The organism is Candidatus Edwardsbacteria bacterium RifOxyA12_full_54_48, from assembly GCA_001777915.1.
Lineage (GTDB): Bacteria > Edwardsbacteria > AC1 > AC1 > EtOH8 > UBA2226.
Window position 1 is genome coordinate 37,905 of sequence record MFFN01000008.1, and the last position, 17,900, is coordinate 55,804.

Consider the following 17,900-nt stretch of genomic DNA (forward strand, 5'->3'; position numbering starts at 1 on the left):
CGCTCTGTTAAAGGAGCGGCCGGTAAAATATCAGCCGGCCTGCCATGAAGGATCTTTCCCAGCATCTGGAGCAGAAGCTGGAACTGTTGAGACACAAGGACCTCAGTTCCATCGACCGGCTGGACCTGATAGACGAGCTGGCCCAGGCCTGCCGGGAGCTGCAGCATTTGAACCGTTCTCTGGCCGAAGCCAACCAGCAGAAATCCAAACTGCTGGAGGACCTGGGAGCCAAGACCGCCGAACTGGAGCAGCAGACCAAGGAGGACGGTCTGACAGGTCTCTACAACCGCCGTTATCTGGACCTGCGGCTGGAGAACGAGTTCGACCGGGCCAAAAGATACCGCCGCAACCTGACGGTGATAATGGCCGACATCGACCGTTTCAAGAACATCAACGATACCTATTCGCATCAGGTGGGCGACCGGGTGCTGAAAAAAGTGGCCCAGATATTCACCGATAACTGCCGGGGGGTGGACATCGTCGCCCGTTACGGCGGGGAGGAATTCGTGCTGGTGCTGCCGGAGACCCCCTCCAGCGGAGGGATCCTGGTCTGCGAGAGGATAAGGAAGAGCATCGAGGAATATCGCTGGGCGGAGATCCAGGAAGGTTTAAGGGTCACCATAAGTTTGGGATTGTGTTATGATGTCGGGCTTCCCAGCCACCGGGAGATGCTGGCCGAGGCCGATGCCAAGATGTACCAGGCCAAGAATCAAGGCCGCAATCAGGTGAAATTTTAACCCTAAGCAATGGAGCGACAAATATGGCCGGGGAGTGGGTGGACGGATTCGGCGGGGCGGTCACGGTCTGCGACCGGGAAGGGATCATCCTTTACATGAACGATAAGGCCGTTGTCACCTTTGCCAAATACGGCGGCCGGGAGCTGATCGGCCGGAACCTTTTGGACTGCCATCCCGAACCGGCCAGGAGCAAGCTTATGGCTCTGATGAATGAACAGCGGACCAATGTCTACACCATAGAGAAGAACGGCATCAAGAAGTTGATCCACCAAAGCCCCTGGTTCAGGGATGGCAAATACCGGGGATTCGTGGAATTGTCCCTGGAGATACCCTTCGATATGCCGCACTTCGAGAGAAAATGATTTTCCGCTTGCTTTTTATAAGTCATCGTAGTATAGTTCAGATATAAGCAATTCCCCAAAACATAACTGGAGGTATGTTAAATGGAAGATCAAATCGGCACCGGTCTGTTGGCGGCGATGGGCGTGGTCTGGATGTTCGTGGGGCTGGCCGCCTACCTGTTCTCGGCCTTTGCCTTGATGGCCATTGCCAAAAAGACCGACACCCCCAACGGCTGGCTGGGCTTCATTCCGATCGGCAATGTGTATCTGATGACCCAGATAGCCAAATTGCCCTGGTGGTGGACCTTATCGATACTGCTGGCCATCATTCCGGTGCTGGGGGCGATCGTCATGATGGTGGCCATGATCTACATCTGGTGGAAGATCGCCGAGAGGTTGGGCAAGCCCGGCTGGTGGAGCCTGCTGCTGCTGATCCCGATCGCCAATATCGTGATAATAGCCATCATGGCCTGGGGCAAGGACACTCCGGCCCCGGCCCAGGGCACTCCCCAGGCATAAACTTTTTACAGCCAAGTTAGCTCTGTTAATAGCCGTCCTGTTGTTGAGACATGACGGCTTTATCATTTTCCCGGCCACCTTTATTGACTTTATCACCGAATAATAAGTATAATCCTTTCATGAAATTGATCCTGATAATCCTGATAACGGCCCTGTCCTTCTGGTCGCTGGCAAGCGAAAAGGAAAGGATCGGCCGTAAACTGCAGCTGGGGTTTGCCGGAATACGGCTTTTGGCCATCATCCTGTTCGCTTTGGCCCTGTGGGGAATTCCCCTCAGCCTGAATATTTTTGCCAGGCAGGAAAACAACATGGTCCTGGTAGTGGATGCCAGCCGCAGCATGGCCCAGCGTGACGGCCGTCCGACCGGACGTTTTGACAGGGCGATGGACCTGCTGGGCAAAATATCCTTCCGGCAGGATATAAAAAAATATATTTATGACCAGAACGGCCTGCGGGAGGCCTTGCCCGGCCCGCCGGTTGAGTATTCCGACAATACCGATCTGATAAAGATGATCAAAGCGGCGGTCTCCTTAAAGCCGAAAGCGGTGGTGCTGTTGTCGGACGGCAATCATAACGCGCCGGGAGATCCGGCATCCGGGACAGCCGGCGGGGATATTCCGATATACGCCATCGGCCTGGGCCCGGAGGCTGATGATCAGCGTCCTTCAATATCCCGGATAAATTCACCGGAGGACATCTCTCCCGGGCAGAAGGCGGCAATTGTGCTGCAGCTGGACAACGTCAAGGACAGGGATAAGATAGTCCTGAGCGACGGCCGGGGAAGAACCCTGCAACAGGCGGAGTATTCTGCCGACAAGAAAACGATCACCCTGGAGGCGGCCCCTTCTGCTTTGGGGCTCAACCGCTATACGGTCAGCATGCTGTCCGGGGGCGATACCATCGACCGAAAAAATGTGGCAATAAACGTAAAAAAAGACCGGATCAATGTTCTCTACCTGTCAGGCGATCCGGGATGGGACCTGAGGTTCATGCAGCAGACTGCGGCCAATGCCAAAAATATCGAATTGAACCCCTATCTGTGGAAGGATGACAGCTGGTCGGGCATCGGCAGCCAGGAGGGAGACCGGCAGGATCCATCTGATAAAATAAAAACCGCCGATGTGATCATTCTGCAGGGCATCCGGGAAAGCATGCTGGAAAGGGGTCTGGAGGGCGATATCGCCGCCCGGGTGCGGGACGGAGGAGGCGGACTTTTGATACTGGGCCTGGACTGGCTCTGGGCGTTCCGCAGCCGCCAGCTGTATGCCATTGCACCCCTGATGCCTTCGTCCAATAGCGGGCTCAGTGAGGGAACGATTTCGCTGACGAAATATTTCTTGGCTTCCGGCCTGTTCGATCAGTCCCTGACCGAACAGATCGCTAAACGGATGGTAAAATATCCTCCCTTGAACATCAGGGGGAAGGTCAAACAGTTGGCTGCCGATGCGGTGCTATTGGGAACTGTTGAAAACAACAAAGAGCACATCCCCTTTTGGGGCCGTGGCTACTTCGGCCGGGGCCGCGTAATGCAGATAACGGCATCATCACTGGGGCCGTGGAAAATGGCCGCCCAGGGGATGCTGGGAGACAGCCTGGTCTATCCCGCATTGATCACCGGGAGCTTTCGCTGGCTGGCCGGCATGGAGGATCAAAACATAACCCTATCCACCGACCGAAGCTTTTACTATCCCGACGAAAAGATCATTTTCCAGGGAAGCCTGCCGGCGGAAAACAGCCGGGCCCAGGGCCTGGAGTGGTCGGTTGAGATCAAGGGCAGAAACGGCCTCCGGCAAAAACGGAGAATGTCCCATTGGGCCCCGGGGCGCTATATATTCGATGCCGGGGCCCTGCCGCCGGGAGAGTATGGTTATGCATCTGCCCTTTCGGCGGATGGTAAAAAACTGGCCGACCTCTCCGGTCGATTCTGGGTGGAGCCCTTCCCGGGCCAGGAAAAGGAGCGCTTCCAGAACCGGAAATTGTTAAGGGAGATATCCCGGATCACCCAGGGCAGATATTGGGATATCGATTCGGTGGCCGGCAATAATGACTGGCTGGATCAGGTCAAACCGCAACCGGCGGCGGCAGAAAGACCTTTGGCCCCCTGGCTGTTACCGCTGATCATGGTCCTGCTGTTGGCCGGGGAATGGTACTGGCGGCGGCGCTCCGGATTAAGCTGAGCATGAAAGGCAAACCATGATACCCCTCAAGGACGACATACCATCATCCGGTTTCCCGGCGGTCAATACCCTGATGATCGCCCTCAACGGGCTGGTCTTTCTCTATGAGGTCGGCCTGGGCCAGGATGTCTCGCAATTCATCCAGCGTTTCGGTCTGGTCCCCGCCAGCGCGCTGAGCCTGGGCATTGCCGGATGGGGGAGCGTCTTTTCCTCCATGTTCATTCACGGCGGCTGGGAGCATATCATCGGCAATATGCTGTACCTTTTCATCTTCGGCGACAACGTGGAGGATGCTTTGGGGCATGTCAAATATCTGTTCTTTTATCTGCTGTGCGGCCTGGCCGCCGCCTGGGGACATATTTTGTTCAACCCTCATTCGACCATTCCCACGGTGGGGGCCTCCGGGGCGGTGGCCGGGGTGCTGGGGGCCTATCTGCTGCTGTACCCCCGGGCCGGGGTGCTGACGCTGATCCCCCTGGGCATCTTCATCCGGATAATCAAGGTCCCGGCTGTCCTGGTGCTGGGTTTCTGGATAGTGCTGCAGCTGTTGTTCGGCCTGATCAGCCTGCCCCTGCCGGGCGAGCAGTCCGGCGGCATCGCCTGGTTCGCCCATATCGGGGGCTTCTTTGCCGGGATGCTGCTGGCCATCCCGTTTATCCGCCGGAGAAATAAAGGGTCTTTTGTTTAAAAAAATGTTGCAAAAGGGCCCGGTTTCTGACATAATTAAAATTCAGACCTGCGGTCAACTTATATCTTACATCATAGCAAGGAATCAGCCATGGAACACCGAATGGAGAGATTGAACTGGAAGCAGTTCCAAAAGACGGTCCCCGGAAAGACCGATATGGTCCTGCTGCCGGTGGGGACCATCGAGGCCCACGGGCCGGGGGCCCTGGGCACCGATGCCATAATTCCCGGCTACCTGGCCGACCGGCTTTCCCGGCCGCTCAACGCCCTGGTGGCCCCGGCCATCAATTACGGCGTCACCAATTCCCTGATCGGCTTTCCGGGGTCGCTGACCGTCAGCCCCCCGACCCTTAAGGCCTATGTCCGGGAGGCGGCCTTCAGCCTGGCCGACGCCGGCTTCAAGAAGATCATCGTGCTCAACGGCCATGGCGGAAACATCGACAGCCTGGACGATCTGGGGGCCGGGCTGTGGAGGGATAAAAAGGCCGGCTGCCTGGTGATCCACTGGTGGATGGCGGCCGAAGAGGCATCGGCCAAATATTTCGACGGCTCGGGCCATGCCGGGGCCGACGAGCTGGCGGCCCTGATGGCCATCGACCCGGCGCTGGTCTCAAAGTCCGACTACCGCCGGGAGGAGGCCGGGCACCGTTTTGAGGGCATCAGCATGCACCCCTTCTACCGGAGCATGATATTGAACCAGCCGGGCAAGGGCTATCCGGTGTTCAATTCCGCCCGGGCCAAGAAATATATGGAGGCGGTGGTGCTGAAATTAACCTCGGACATCAAACAGATATTGGCCGGCTGGGAGAAGATCATCTGATGGATAATGCCAGTTTCAAGATATCGGAATTCGAGAAGATCATCAAGACCAGCAGCCGCTATATCTCCCGGACCGATGAAACGCTGGGACAGCCGGAACAGGCCCGGGAGAAGATAAGCCTGGTGTCCCGGTTCCTTAAAGAGAGAAGGCTGGGCGGCGAGATCCTCTCGGTGTTCGGGGAGGCCAAGAACCCGGGGCTGGTCTATGTGGAGCTGCCCCAGGGCACCCGGGAGTTCCACGGGCAGGCGGCCCAGATGCTGTTGGAATGCTGCCTGTACGACGCCGATGGTCAGCCCAACGAAAGGGCTTGGGACCGGTGGCGCGATTTCGGGAGGAACATCTATTACGGCACGGTGGAGGAGATCTACCTCAACTTCACTTCGGCCCAGCCGGAGCTGGCCCTGATATTCGAACTGGCCTACCGCCAGCTGATGTCAGAGTCTTCGACACCATGGTGGGATCAGCAGTCGGAGGCGGTCAGGGGCAAGGAGCCGCAGGTGATGCGGAGGTTCAACCTGGAGCTGACCGCCCTGCTGCGACCCATCAGGGACAAGGTGCTGCAGAAGCATTCCATCGACACCGAACTTTTTGAGAAACTGCTGGATCAGGGCTGGAACGTGACCTTCGACCTGGAGAATCCCCAGGCCGGAAATTTTGCCCCGCTGCTCAGGGAACTGAATCTTTCCCAATGGATGATCTCGGAGCTATTCCACCTGCTGTACACCGAGCAATTGAAGGCCAATGAAGAGGCGCTGTGGGAGAAGCTGGGCAGCAGCAACTTTGCCAAACCCGAAGAGATAACCAATATGATCTCCGGCAGCCTGGCCCAGATCACCGAGCTGGCCGCCAAGGAGATCCAGAAGGTCCTGATCAAGAGAGCCTCCGAGCTGGAGGTCAAGCTCAACCAGGAGCTGGCCGACCTTCAGAAATACACCAGCCGGGTCAAAAAGCAGACCCAGGAACTGGTGATGCTGAACAACAGCGACATGTCCAAGGTGGTGGACGCCAAGCTCTATTCCGAAAACCTGCTGAACCTGGCGGCCAAGGTCACCGATTCCCTGATGCAATTCCAGAGAAACCTTACCGGCCAGCTGTGGTATCTGCAGGATCTGGAACGCAAGGAGAAAGCCCTCCAGACCTCCATCGAAAGGTGCCAAGCGCTGCAGAGGATGCCTCTGAAGGACCTGACGGCAATGCTCACCTCCCAATCCGGCGAGATCGGCACCGATATTCTGAAGCATCTGGAATTTTTCAACAACCTTGACCAGTCGATAAAACGTGATTGGGAGGGGCTTACCAATAGCCTGGCCAAGACCCTGGTGGAGATGATCCGGCAGGGGCTGGAGCAGGCCAACATCAAGGTGAAAACCCTGGATCGGGAGGCGGCCAGGCGCAACCCCAACGACCCCCATGCCGCCGCCGTCCTGCTGGAGATGGAGCAGGCCCAGGCCGACGGCCGGGCCATCTCCGGGCTGATAGAGGAACAGGGAGGGAACCGGGCCTTCCACGTGGAGCTGTTGATCGAGAACTACCGGAAGTTCCTCAAGGAGGTGGCCGAGCCGATCATGAATTTCCGCCGGCTGGCCTCGCTGGTCCGGCTGTGGCCGCCCCTGATGGTGAAGGATCCTCCGGTTTTGAGACAGCAGGAATTATGCGACGAAGTTTTTTATCTTTCGGAAAGGCTCAAGAGATACAATCGTTGCTATTGTTTCGTGGCCCAGGGGGCGGTCCTGCCCCGGTCCTCGGCCGCCCTGAAGAACGACGGCGAGGTGCGGGATAGGGTGTACAAGCATTTCTCCCGGGTGGTGGCGGTGATGGTCTACGACATCCGGGGATCAAGCTTCATGAGCTCCAAGCTGATGAACGCCGACAAGGAAAGGGAGATCAAGAACAAACTGGGCTATATGATCACCCAGGTGATCAGACAGCATGGCGGATTCATTGTCAAGGACACCGGGGATGGCGGACTGGCCTGGTTCGGGGACAATGCCCACGAAACCTACGAAAAATGCTACAAGGAGGTCTTCACCGGCAAGGGGCTCAAACTGAGGCATTCCATCAGCTCGGGGACGGAATTGAACATCCTGCCGGCCACCGAATCCACCAAACAGGCGGTGGACTGCGCCACCGAGATGCTTAATGTGGCCGAGAAGTTCATCCAGGAGAATTTCAGCAATTACCGGGACTGGTTCCGGGACGCCAAGGAAAGGGAGATACTCTACGAAGGGATAAACTATGCGGTCCTGCCGCCGGCTTTCAAATCGCTGTTCCGGATAGGGGTGGGGATATCCTCCGGCTCCTCCGGCAAAGAGATCAACCTGTCGCTCAATTCGTTCGGCGATACCGACCTGTGCGGGGCGGCGGTCAACAATGCCAGCCTGTATGCCACCGGCAAGGACCCCAGCCGTTCGGTGATAATGCTGGACCACGTCTCTTTCGCCAATATGATGCTCAACACCGAGAGGTTCACCTCCCTTCCTCAGGAGAAATTGTGGTGCACCAGGACCACCGGGACCGATGGCTGGGAAAGCAAGCTCCGGGAGAGCCTCAAGATATGCGATTCCGTTGCCGATGAGGGCAGCTACTATATCCCGGGCAGGAATTATTCGGTCAGGAGGGCCGGATATCAGATCTTGGGGCTGTCGAACACCTCCAAGGAGGCCAGCCTGCGGATGGAGGCCGGGGACAAGGAGGCAGCCATGCAGGACGACGGCAGGTTCATGGATCCCCAGACCAAGACCGAGATAAAATTCGTATACGAAGTTCAACCCCAGGAGAAGGGGGGTAAGTAATCATGGCGGAGATACTGATCGTTGACCAGGACCGGCTTTTTGCCCTGACCCTGGTCCATGTCCTGAGCGGTCATCACCACCAATCGGTGCTGGCCTCCGACGAAAAGGAGGTGGTGAGCATCATCCGGGACCGCAACATCGACCTGATCCTGGTGGATGCCGAGCTGGCCAGCCGGAAGAGCCTCCATCTGCTGAAGCATTTGAGGCAGGCCAATCCCGATATTCCGGTGGTGCTTTCGATATCTAAGAAGGTCGACAAGGACGATCGGGAGCAGCTTAGGAGCGGACTGTACGACTACATCAACAAGCCGTTCGGGCACGAGGAACTGCTGCTGGCGGTGGAACGGGGCCTGGAAAGGCGGCGCCTCCAGAATGAGAATCGCCAGCTGCTGGGGGATCTCAAGCAGCGGATCCGGGAATTGTCCACCTTCAACACCATCGCCAAGACCCTCAACTCCACCCTCAATCTCAAAGAGGTGCTGGACATAGTGATGGGCAAGGTCAAAGAGCTGATCAAGGCCGAGGCCTGGTCCATTTTGATGCTGGACGAAAAGACCAACGAACTGGTGTTCGAGGTGGCCACCGGGGAGAAGGGCCAGCAGGTGAAGGAGATGAGGCTGGGCATGGGGCAGGGGGTGGCCGGCTGGGTGGCCCAGAACCAGCGGCCGGTGATCGTGCCGGATACCGCCCAGGATCAGCGTTTCTTCAAGGGCCTGGACCAGAAGACCGGATTCCGCACCCGATCCATCATCGCCACTCCCCTGATGTCGCGGGGCCGGCTGATCGGAGTGGTGGAGATAATAAACAAGCTGGGCGACGCCTCTTTTGAACAGAAGGACCTGGACCTGCTGCAGACCCTGACCGACCATGCCGCCATAGCCATAGAGAACGCCCGGCTGTACGAAAAGGCCCGGCGGCTGGCCATCACCGACGACCTGACCGGGCTGTATAATTCCCGGCACTGCGACATGTTCCTGAAGAAGGCCCTGGATGAGGCGGTCAAAAAGGGCCAGCCGCTGTCCCTGATATTCATAGACCTGGACCACATGAAAGAGGTGGACGATACCTACGGCCACCTGATGGGCGGGCACGCCCTGAAGGAGGTGGCCGACCGGATAGCCGGGGAGGTCAGCCCGCCGGACATGGCCTCGCGCTACGGCGGCGACGAATACGTGATCGTCCTGCCCGGCAAGGATTCCCGGCAGGCCATCGAACTGGCCGAGACCATCAGGAGGAAGATCGAGGCCCAGCCGTTTCTGACCGGCCACAAACTGTCGTGCCGGATAACGGCCAGCATAGGCATCGCCAATTACCCGGAGCAGGCCGGAAGCACCGACGAGCTGTTCTCCAAGGCCGACCAGGCCATGTACCAGGTGAAGGAATCGGGAAAGAACCGGATCAAACTGTCCGATAAATGATTCCAGGGATATGATGCCATGACGCCTTTCTGTCCCAACTGCCGGACCGAATACCGTGAAGGATTCAAGAACTGCTCGGATTGCGGATCCGATCTGATGGCGGCCCTGCCGCCGGAGGCCGACAACCGGGAGGAGGTGGATTCTGACCTGCTGGCGGTCTATGACGCCCCGGACCAGATGTCGGCCCTGGCCCTGTCGTCCCTTTTGAACGACAACGGCATCCGGAACATCATCAAATCGGAACAGATACCCATGTACGACGGGGTGGCCAGGATGCTGTTTCCCCGCTGGGGCCGGGTGATGGTCATGGAACACCAGTATCAAAAGGCCCGGGAGCTGATAGACGGATACCTGTCCGGGGAGGCGCTGGCCGAGGATGAACCCCCGCCGGCATAGAAAAAGCCGCAAACCTAAGTTTGCGGCTTAAAAATGCCGGTAAAATGGTGCCGAGGGGGGGAGTCGAACCCCCATGTCCTTGCGAACACTAAGTTCTGAGCCTAGCGCGTCTACCAGTTCCGCCACCACGGCCTTGCCATCAGGTGTCATTATAATATAAAATACGCTCCACTGTCAAGATGATATGATGATCGAAAGCATATTAAATAAAAAGGCCCGGTATGATTACGAGATAATCGACCGGCTGGAGACCGGGATCGTCCTGCGGGGCACCGAGGTCAAGTCCATCCGCCAGGGGCAGGCCAACCTCAAGGACAGTTTTGCCATGGTCAAGGGCCGGGAGCTGTTCCTGTTCAATATGCATGTTTCCCCCTATGATCACGGCAACCGTTACAACCTGGAGGCCACCCGGCCCAGAAAGCTGCTGCTGCACCGGGAGCAGATCCGGAAATTGACCGCCCAGCAAAAAGAGAAGAGCCTGTCCCTGATCCCGCTGTCGCTGTATTTTGTAAAGGGAAAGGTGAAGATCGATCTGGCTCTGGCCAAAGGCAAGAAACAGTATGACCGGCGGGAGGACATCAAGAAGCGGGACGTGGACCGGGAGATGAGGGGCACCAACAAGGGGAGGTTCCGGGGATAGCCTCACCACCAGACCGAAAAATAACGGCAGTGCCGGCAGAGGGACAGCTGGTCCCTTTGGCCGGCATTATGTTTTTGCCGCAGGCCTCCCAAAGCAGCTCCCTGCCAGATGGAGGCCAAAGCATCCGTTTGAGCGTTCCCTACGGTTTGCCGGGCCTCGTAATCCAGGCAGCAGACCGGCACTGTCCCGTCCCAGTAGATGTTCAGTTGCTCCCAGAGGTAACGGCAGGGCGGCCAATGCTCCCGTTCCACCAGGTGCGAGCTGTGCTCCCGGTCCGGGAGGGGCACCTGGCCGGCCCAGTCCTGGGCCTGCCGGAATATCAGGCGGTCGGCTTTGCGCTCCCATAAACGCCGCAGGTCGGTTATCTCTGCTTTATTATCGCTGAGGGTGACCACCTGGAGATGGATCTTGGGCCGGGGTGAAAGCGACAGGATATGGCCGATATTCTCCACCACTTTATGATAATCAAGCCCGGGGCGCAGTTTATGATAGGTTTCCGGGGAAGCTCCGTCCAGGCTGATATGCATCAGGTTCAGGCCGGCCCAGATCAGTTTTTGGGCCTTTTCCGGGGAGAGCAGGGAGGCATTGCTGACCAGGCCGATGTTCCCAAAGCCCTTCGATCTTGCCAGGGAGATGCGTTCCTCCAGATGGGGATCCAGCAGCGGCTCCCCGAAGCCGGACAGCAGAAGACTCCGGATGGGCCAGCCCTGCAGCTGCTCCAGGATCCTCTGATACAGCTCCAGCGACATCACCCCCTGGGCCCGTTTCATACTCCGGTGCCCGCACATGACGCAGGCCGCATTGCAGGCATTGGTGCCTTCGATGGCCACCGTCGCGGGGTAGGGCAGCCCTCTTTGCTGCACCTCCTTTATCCGCCGGGAATAGAGACGCCGGTACCAAAGATTCCGGCCCAGCCGGCCCGATGAGAGAACCCGGTAAGCCAGGGGCCTTAAGAAGGGCGAGTCTGATAATAAATGGGAGAGATCAAATTTATTCATGGTCCAGCATCTGTGATAATTCTTCCAACGAACGCCGCCAGGAGAAATGTCCTGCGGTCATGACCGCCTGATGGGAAATTTGCCTGCGGAGTTTTTCGTCGTCCACCAGCCGGATGATATGCCTGGCCAGGGCACGGCCGTCCCGGGGATGGTAGGCCAGGCAGTTTTGTCCGGGGCGGGCATATTCCGTGCTTCCGCCGTTCTGGCTCAGGATGACGGCGCAACCGCAGGCCATGGCCTCCAGGGCCGGAAGCCCGAACCCCTCGCTAAGGCTGGTGGATACGAACAGATCGCTGGATCTAAGTATTGTAGCCAGGGCCGTGTCGTTTAGGGGGCTTTCCACCTGCCATTCCCGGGGGATGTCGTAAGCCGTAAGATCGTCGGGGCTGACCAGGGTGACGGTCAATTCTTGTTTTGTATTCTCCGGCAGAAGAGCGAAGGCCGTTATCATTGTCTGGAGGCCTTTTATGGGATGGAACCTGGCCAGGTATGCCAGACGGAGCTTCTTCCCGTCCTTCTTTTTTTGCCGGCGGTCATTATTGAAAACATCGGGATCCACCCCGGGGCGGACCAGCGACCGGGGCGCATTAGAACGGCCGGAATTTTCCAGGAACCGGCGGTGGCTGTAACCGGAGTTGAAGATAAAACGGACGTTGGGATACCGGTAGCTTAAGCGGGTAAGGAGCTTGTAGATGCCATAGATGAACTTATTGCGTAACAGGGCCAGATCGCTGAATATCAGAAGATCATCCGCCTGAATGAAGTTATAAACAGTTGCCCCGGGGATGAATACCAGAAGAGGACCCAGGATCTGGCCGGTGGAGATTATATGCTTGAATCGGTTGGCCGACAGGTTGATTAAAATAAACAGCAATATTATATTTACAGCACGAATGACAAGATCATCACCGGCCAGGCCAATGGCTCTGACCTGCACCCCGGGGGCAGTCTTGTAATAACATTCACCGGACCCCCTGGGGTGCCATATTTCGACAGGGTATTTTTCAATCAAGCCATTGGCCAGTTCGAAAACAACCCGGTTGCCGCCGCCGATCTTGACGGACGGCAACAGAAACAGGACGGACTGCGGCGGATTTCTTGTCATGGAGGCAAAATTTAAAAAATCATAAGTTTGGGGCGGGGCTTTTTGAGACCAGCCGGTTGAGGTGGGCCGCCAGCTGTTGCGTGATCAGGCTCCGGTCATATCCATGCCGGGCCTTGTCATCGGGGTGAAAGACGGGCCGATTGTTCTGCCACTGATGGAAAAGCTGCCCGATCTGATATGCCAGCCCCAGATGATCATCGGGGTCCAATACCGTTCCGGTGCCGGTTTCTCTGATCAATTGGGCGGCGGGGCTGGAATCCGGGATCGAGGCCAGGATCGGTTTTCGGGCCCCCAGATATTCGTAAACCTTGCTGGTGGAGACGGTCGGTCCCTCCTCCCGTCCGATCGTGAACCACAGGACGGTGGCCGCTTCCAGTATTTCGATTATCCGGTCATGGGCCAGATGTCCCCGGAATTCAAAATATTCGGAGACCCCCAACTGCCGGGCGATCGCCAGATCTTCCGGTTTATATACCCCGGCCAGGATTATTTTGATCTTTTTGGCCAGGGGCGGCTTGCTTTGCAGCAGTTCGCGAAGAGCCCGGACCAAAACATCTATCCGCCGATATTTGGTCAAAGAGCCGGTGTAGGCTATTGTAAACTTGTCCGATTTTGGCCGGGTATCGCTCAATGCGAAATCCAGGGGATCGAACCCCTGGGGCAGGACGACCTTAGCACTGCCTTTTTTCAGGCCGATGTTTTGCAGGCCCTCGAGGATGGGGGCATTGATGGCTGTTATCATATCGGCCTGCCTGACGACCAGGCCCTCCAGGCGGCGGTTAAGATGCAGCCGGAAAGAAGAATATCCCCGGTTAAGGGTGTTGGGCTGGGACCAGGCGTCCCGAAAGTCACAGATCAGAGGCCGGGAGACCAGTCGTTTGATGGACAGGCCGGCCAGGTGCGAGGAGAAAGGCGGGGCGGACGAGAAGATGGCGTCGAAAGGTTCCTGCCGGAAGATCTTAAGGGCGGCCTGAACGGCGAAAGGCACCCAGCCGATCTTATTATCGGGGATAAAGAAGTTGTTGATCAGTTCGATTAAGCCGCGATGGCGGCTGACGGTTTCCGGATCGATCCTGGAAGAGGAAAGATGCATGGGGTCCAAAGAACCGGTGCGGAATACCTGGGCCTGGCGCAGATCATTGGACAGGGAATCATCATACCGGTAGATGCCCCGGGGATGGGGGGCTATCACCACCGGCTGCCAGCCGTTCTGGGGCAGGTATTTTATGAATTTCACCACCCGGTGAACGCCCCCTTGGGGAGGATGATAGTAATTGAGTATCAGCAGGCGTTTCATCTGTCCAGGTGCCTTTCCAGATGCCCCACTATCAGCCGGGCGGCCCGGCCCCGGCCGTAAAGATCGGGATGGGCGGCCGGCGGCTTCAACCCGGCCAGGGCTTTTAAGATGCGTTTTTTGTCCGGCCCCACCAGCTGATTCCAGCCGGTCTTGACCGTCTCCACCCATTCGGTCTCGCGGCGCACGGTCAAACAGGGGGTTTTCAGCAGGTAGGCCTCCTTCTGGATGCCTCCGGAATCGGTGACCACCGCATGGGCGGCCGACTGCAGACTCAGTGATTCACTGTACCCCTGGGGAGGGATCAGCAGGATGTTATCCGATCTTTTTAACTTATCCCACAGCAAAAATTCCTTCAGCTTTTTCTCGGTGCGGGGATGGACCGGGAAGACCGCCTTTTTGCCGGATGAGAGCAGGGCCTCCATTATGGCCGATAGGTTATCGGGGTGGTCGGTATTCTCCGCCCGGTGGATGGTCACCAACAGATAATCTCCCGGCACCAGCGACAGCCGCTTGATTATTTTTGCGGTCCGGTCCTGGGTGGGGAGAATATCCTTCAGGGCATCGTACATGATGTCGCCCACCAGGTAGAGGCCGTTGGTTATCCCCTCTTTCTTCAGGTTCTTCACCGCAGTGTTGGTGGAGCAGAAATGCATATTCGACAGGTGATCGGCCACCACCCGGTTGACCTCCTCCGGCATCATCCTATTGAAGCTGCGCATGCCGGCCTCGATATGGGCCAGCGGGATATGCAGCTTGGCGGCTATCAGCGCCCCGGCCAGGGTGGAATTGGTGTCGCCGAAGATTATGATGGCATCGGGTTTCTGCCGGATGACCACCGGCTCCAGCTTGGCCAGCATGGCGGCGGTCTGGGCCCCGTGCAGGCCGGAGCCCACCTCCAGGTTATAATCCGGCCGGGGAATGTGCAGCTCCCTGAAGAACTGCTGGGACATACCGTAATCGTAATGCTGGCCGGTGTGCACCAGGATCTCCCGGTGCTTTTCCCTCAGGGCCCGGGAGAGCGGGGCGGCCTTGATGAACTGGGGGCGGGCCCCGATGACGGTTAAAAACTTCATCTTATCATCACCAGTTTGCAGATTACCGGCTTTTGTCCGGATGAGGAGATGCGGCAGAGGTAGAGGCCGGCGGCCGGCCGTCGGGGAAAATCCGTATCCGGCCGTATGCTTAGGGTATGGGCCGGGGCCGGCGGGCCGTAAAAAGTGCCGCAGGGCCGTCCGTCCAGGGTATAGATATCGATCCGTGCCTCGCTCGGCAGGTTGCTGAAATAGATATGACCATCCCGGGTCATATTGAACGGATTGGGGGCGACAGAGGGATTATCAACGGGCCTTTGTGCGACAGCATCATATCTTAATACGCTCAGTCCCTGGGCGGTGGCGATATAGATGTCGTCGCCGGACCGGTCATGGGGACAGACGGCCAATTGCCGGATATCGTTGCTGATCAAAGGGCTGAAGCGCCGGTCATAATTCACCCACTTCCCGTCCCAGGTCAGCAGGGACAGGCCCCGCTCGGTCCCGATCCACTTGTTGTCAGAGCGGTCGATGACTATCGACCGGATATCATTCCCCAAAATCGGAGAACTGCTGGTTTGAAAGACCGTCGATCTCAGGGTATGGGCAACCGGATCATATTCCGAACGGCAAAGGCCGTTCCCGGTGGCCAGCCAAATGATGTTGCTGTTGTCAACGGCGATCTGGCGGATATTGACGTCCGGAATGCCCGACTCGACGCCAAAATGCTCCCAGGTGTTTTCCTGCGGTTTAAAGTAGGTGAGATCGTTATAATATGATCCCAGCCATAAACCACCCGACAGATCTTTGGCGATGGAGATGATCCACATGGCATTGTTATAGGCCCCGCGGGGCGAGGGATCGACGTAGCTGGTCCAGACCGAATCGTCCGGGGAGACGGAGAAGATGGCAAAATTATAGGCGGTGAAATATTTGGTGTTGTCCCGGTCGACCATGCCGGTCCAGACGCCGCAGCCGGCAGGCACCCGGGGCGTGGAGAAGATATTGACCAGGCTGTCGGGGCAGTATTTCAGGAGGTACGAATTATTGAGCCCGTCCCACCAGCCCAGGCCGATCCAGGCATTGTTATCTTGATCCACCGTTAAAGCGGTCAGGGGGATCCCCGGAATGGGGTTGGTAAAAGCGCTCCAGGAATTATTTTTATAATTAGATATCAAAGTATTGCCATCGGTGGTCCAAACGGTTTTGGTTTTGGAGACCGAAACGTGCTGGACATAATTTTTGGCAATTCCGGGAAAAACATAATTATCCCAGCTTCCGGCGTCATAACGGCAAAGCCCCTGGTCGCATCCGGCCCACAGTATCTGGCCTTCGTCGACCGTCAGCGAAAGCACATTATAACTTAACAATCCGGGGCTGATGTCGCTCAAAACATTCTGATGCCAGAGTTTTACCCCGTTGTTGGTGGCCAGGAACAGCGAATCCCCCATCCGGGCCAGGCTTCTCACCTGGTCGCCCAGCCCCGGGATCCTCTGCCAGGCCCCGCCCACCAGCCGGGCCGCCCCGTTGGCGGCGCCGATCATCGACAGGGTGTCCGTCAGCAGGATGCATCTTACATCAGATGAAAGCCCGTCGTAATTGCTGAAGGTTGTCCAGTTATTGGTATCACGGATCGAGGACAGGGGGGATACTTTTACAATGCGCAGCCCCTGGTCGGTGGCGATCCACAGCGAGTCGTCCCTGGCCGCCAGGGCCTGGGTCCGGTTGCCCAGTTCATATCCCTGCTGGGCCAGCAGGGAGAACCAGTTGTATCCGTCGTAATAGGAGAGGGAGCCGTACCCGCCGGCAAAAACGTTCTGCCCGCCGGCCGCGGTGCAAAGAACCGTGTCCGAGGCCAGGCCGTCGTTCCGGGTGAACACGGTCCAGGCATTGCCGGCCGAATCCAGTTTGGCCAGCCCGCCGCCCAGGGTGCCGATCCACTTGTGGTGGTGCTGGTCCAAAGTTACCGAAGAAGCCTCGATGTAGGGCAGGCCGTCCACGTTGGTATAGTGCTGGATCAAAACAGTATCGGTGGATGAAAAGGAGAATATCCCGCCGGGGGTGGCTCCCCAGATGATATGGCCTCCCGGCTGGAAGGCCAGCTGGGAAACATGGTTGAAATTGGTATGGCTGGTCCACTGCTGGGCCTGGGACGTCAGGGGGAGGATAAGCAGGGATGATATGTAAAGGCAGATCTTTTTCATAAATGAATATTACCTTAAGTGGGCGGGCAAAGTCAATGCATAAATGCGGCAGTGTGTTTAACCACAAAGTGCACAAAGATCACAAAGGCTTTTACTTTAAAAAGGGTACAGTCATTGCAAGAAGTCAACCCGCCGTGATTGTCATCCCCGACCTCTCCCTGCCTTGCGGCTTCCCTCTCCGCCACGGGGAGAGCCTGCACTGAGCAAAGCCTTTTATAGTGCCAAACGAAGTGGAGTGAGGGTGGGGTTGGGGATCCAGGGGGTCATTGGCCACATAATGCACACAAGGCACAGGTTTTTTAACCGCAGAGACGCGGAGACTTTTGAACCACAAAGGGCACAAAGACCACAAAGAGACACAAGGCTTCGTTAGGTTTGAGGAGATAATCTTTGTGAGCTTGGTGTTCTTGGTGTTAAAAATCAGGCGTGTCATTCCCTACCTGATCGGGGATCCAGGGGGTCATGCCCCACGAAATACCGTAGGGACACGATGCATCGTGTCCCTACCTGCATGCCCGGCAGGCGGGTCGAATGGACGGCAAAACGGGACCGATCAAGGGTCAAACGGGATCGTTCTCTGCCCGAATGGGACCGATCAAGGGCCGAAAGGGACTGTTCTCTGCCCGAATGGGACCGATCAAGGGCCAAAGGGCTTTATACAATCTTATCCTTTTACCCGCGGGGCTTCTTCTTTTATCTATTGCAAATCAAAACATACTTGTGATAACATAACAGCAC

The 17,900-nt window shown here is 57.3% G+C and carries 17 protein-coding genes and 1 tRNA gene; 12 read left to right on the forward strand and 6 right to left on the reverse strand.

The window, feature by feature from the left end; translation table 11 throughout:
- Positions 1–44: 44 nt before the first annotated feature.
- The 9 genes from A2273_11205 to A2273_11245 all read left to right on the forward strand — a co-directional run bounded on the left by A2273_11205 (position 45) and on the right by A2273_11245 (position 9,887).
- On the forward strand, positions 45–737 hold the full coding sequence (locus A2273_11205; protein OGF06128.1) for a hypothetical protein: 693 nt from the start codon (positions 45–47) through the stop codon (positions 735–737).
- Positions 738–760: 23 nt separating this feature from the next.
- On the forward strand, positions 761–1,099 hold the full coding sequence (locus A2273_11210) for a diguanylate cyclase (protein ID OGF06129.1): 339 nt from the start codon (positions 761–763) through the stop codon (positions 1,097–1,099).
- An 81-nt stretch (positions 1,100–1,180) separates the two neighbouring features.
- Complete coding sequence (locus A2273_11215) at positions 1,181–1,597, forward strand: hypothetical protein (protein ID OGF06130.1); 417 nt, start codon at positions 1,181–1,183, stop codon at positions 1,595–1,597.
- Between the two features lie 119 nt (positions 1,598–1,716).
- Positions 1,717–3,774 carry a hypothetical protein gene (locus A2273_11220; GenBank protein OGF06131.1) on the forward strand — a complete coding sequence of 686 codons (2,058 nt, stop codon included), beginning with the start codon at positions 1,717–1,719 and terminating at the stop codon, positions 3,772–3,774.
- A gap of 16 nt (positions 3,775–3,790) precedes the next feature.
- On the forward strand, positions 3,791–4,462 hold the full coding sequence (locus tag A2273_11225; GenBank protein OGF06132.1) for a rhomboid family intramembrane serine protease: 672 nt from the start codon (positions 3,791–3,793) through the stop codon (positions 4,460–4,462).
- Positions 4,463–4,564: 102 nt separating this feature from the next.
- Positions 4,565–5,281 carry a hypothetical protein gene (locus tag A2273_11230; protein ID OGF06133.1) on the forward strand — a complete coding sequence of 239 codons (717 nt, stop codon included), beginning with the start codon at positions 4,565–4,567 and terminating at the stop codon, positions 5,279–5,281.
- Positions 5,281–8,073 (forward strand): hypothetical protein, encoded by a 2,793-nt coding sequence (locus A2273_11235; protein ID OGF06134.1) that lies wholly within the window; start codon positions 5,281–5,283, stop codon positions 8,071–8,073. The genes A2273_11230 and A2273_11235 overlap by 1 nt, the downstream gene beginning before the upstream one ends.
- Before the next feature lie 386 nt (positions 8,074–8,459).
- A complete protein-coding gene (locus A2273_11240; protein OGF06213.1) occupies positions 8,460–9,491 on the forward strand; it encodes a hypothetical protein in 1,032 nt (343 codons plus the stop codon).
- Positions 9,492–9,509: 18 nt separating this feature from the next.
- Positions 9,510–9,887 (forward strand): hypothetical protein, encoded by a 378-nt coding sequence (locus A2273_11245; protein OGF06135.1) that lies wholly within the window; start codon positions 9,510–9,512, stop codon positions 9,885–9,887.
- Between the two features lie 45 nt (positions 9,888–9,932).
- Here the strand turns inward: A2273_11245 and A2273_11250 are convergent.
- Positions 9,933–10,019, reverse strand: a tRNA-Leu gene (locus A2273_11250).
- A gap of 52 nt (positions 10,020–10,071) precedes the next feature.
- Between A2273_11250 and A2273_11255 the strand changes: the two genes are divergently transcribed.
- Entirely contained in the window at positions 10,072–10,527 is a 456-nt protein-coding gene (locus tag A2273_11255; GenBank protein OGF06136.1) for an SsrA-binding protein, read from the forward strand.
- A gap of 2 nt (positions 10,528–10,529) precedes the next feature.
- Here the strand turns inward: A2273_11255 and A2273_11260 are convergent, their stop codons facing one another.
- The 5 genes from A2273_11260 to A2273_11280 are packed head-to-tail and all read right to left on the reverse strand — an operon-like array spanning position 10,530 to position 17,162.
- Positions 10,530–11,525 carry a hypothetical protein gene (locus tag A2273_11260; protein OGF06137.1) on the reverse strand — a complete coding sequence of 332 codons (996 nt, stop codon included), beginning with the start codon at positions 11,523–11,525 and terminating at the stop codon, positions 10,530–10,532.
- Positions 11,518–12,630 carry a hypothetical protein gene (locus tag A2273_11265; protein ID OGF06138.1) on the reverse strand — a complete coding sequence of 371 codons (1,113 nt, stop codon included), beginning with the start codon at positions 12,628–12,630 and terminating at the stop codon, positions 11,518–11,520. Before A2273_11265 ends, A2273_11260 begins: the two co-directional genes overlap by 8 nt.
- A gap of 19 nt (positions 12,631–12,649) precedes the next feature.
- On the reverse strand, positions 12,650–13,927 hold the full coding sequence (locus tag A2273_11270; protein ID OGF06139.1) for a hypothetical protein: 1,278 nt from the start codon (positions 13,925–13,927) through the stop codon (positions 12,650–12,652).
- Positions 13,924–15,000 (reverse strand): UDP-N-acetylglucosamine 2-epimerase, encoded by a 1,077-nt coding sequence (locus A2273_11275; protein OGF06140.1) that lies wholly within the window; start codon positions 14,998–15,000, stop codon positions 13,924–13,926. The genes A2273_11270 and A2273_11275 overlap by 4 nt, the downstream gene beginning before the upstream one ends.
- A complete protein-coding gene (locus tag A2273_11280; GenBank protein ID OGF06141.1) occupies positions 14,997–17,162 on the reverse strand; it encodes a hypothetical protein in 2,166 nt (721 codons plus the stop codon). Before A2273_11280 ends, A2273_11275 begins: the two co-directional genes overlap by 4 nt.
- A gap of 2 nt (positions 17,163–17,164) precedes the next feature.
- On the opposite strand from A2273_11280, the gene A2273_11285 reads away from it, so the two are divergent.
- Entirely contained in the window at positions 17,165–17,365 is a 201-nt protein-coding gene (locus tag A2273_11285) for a hypothetical protein (GenBank protein ID OGF06142.1), read from the forward strand.
- 328 nt (positions 17,366–17,693) lie between these two features.
- A complete protein-coding gene (locus tag A2273_11290) occupies positions 17,694–17,894 on the forward strand; it encodes a hypothetical protein (protein ID OGF06143.1) in 201 nt (66 codons plus the stop codon).
- Positions 17,895–17,900 lie beyond the last annotated feature (6 nt).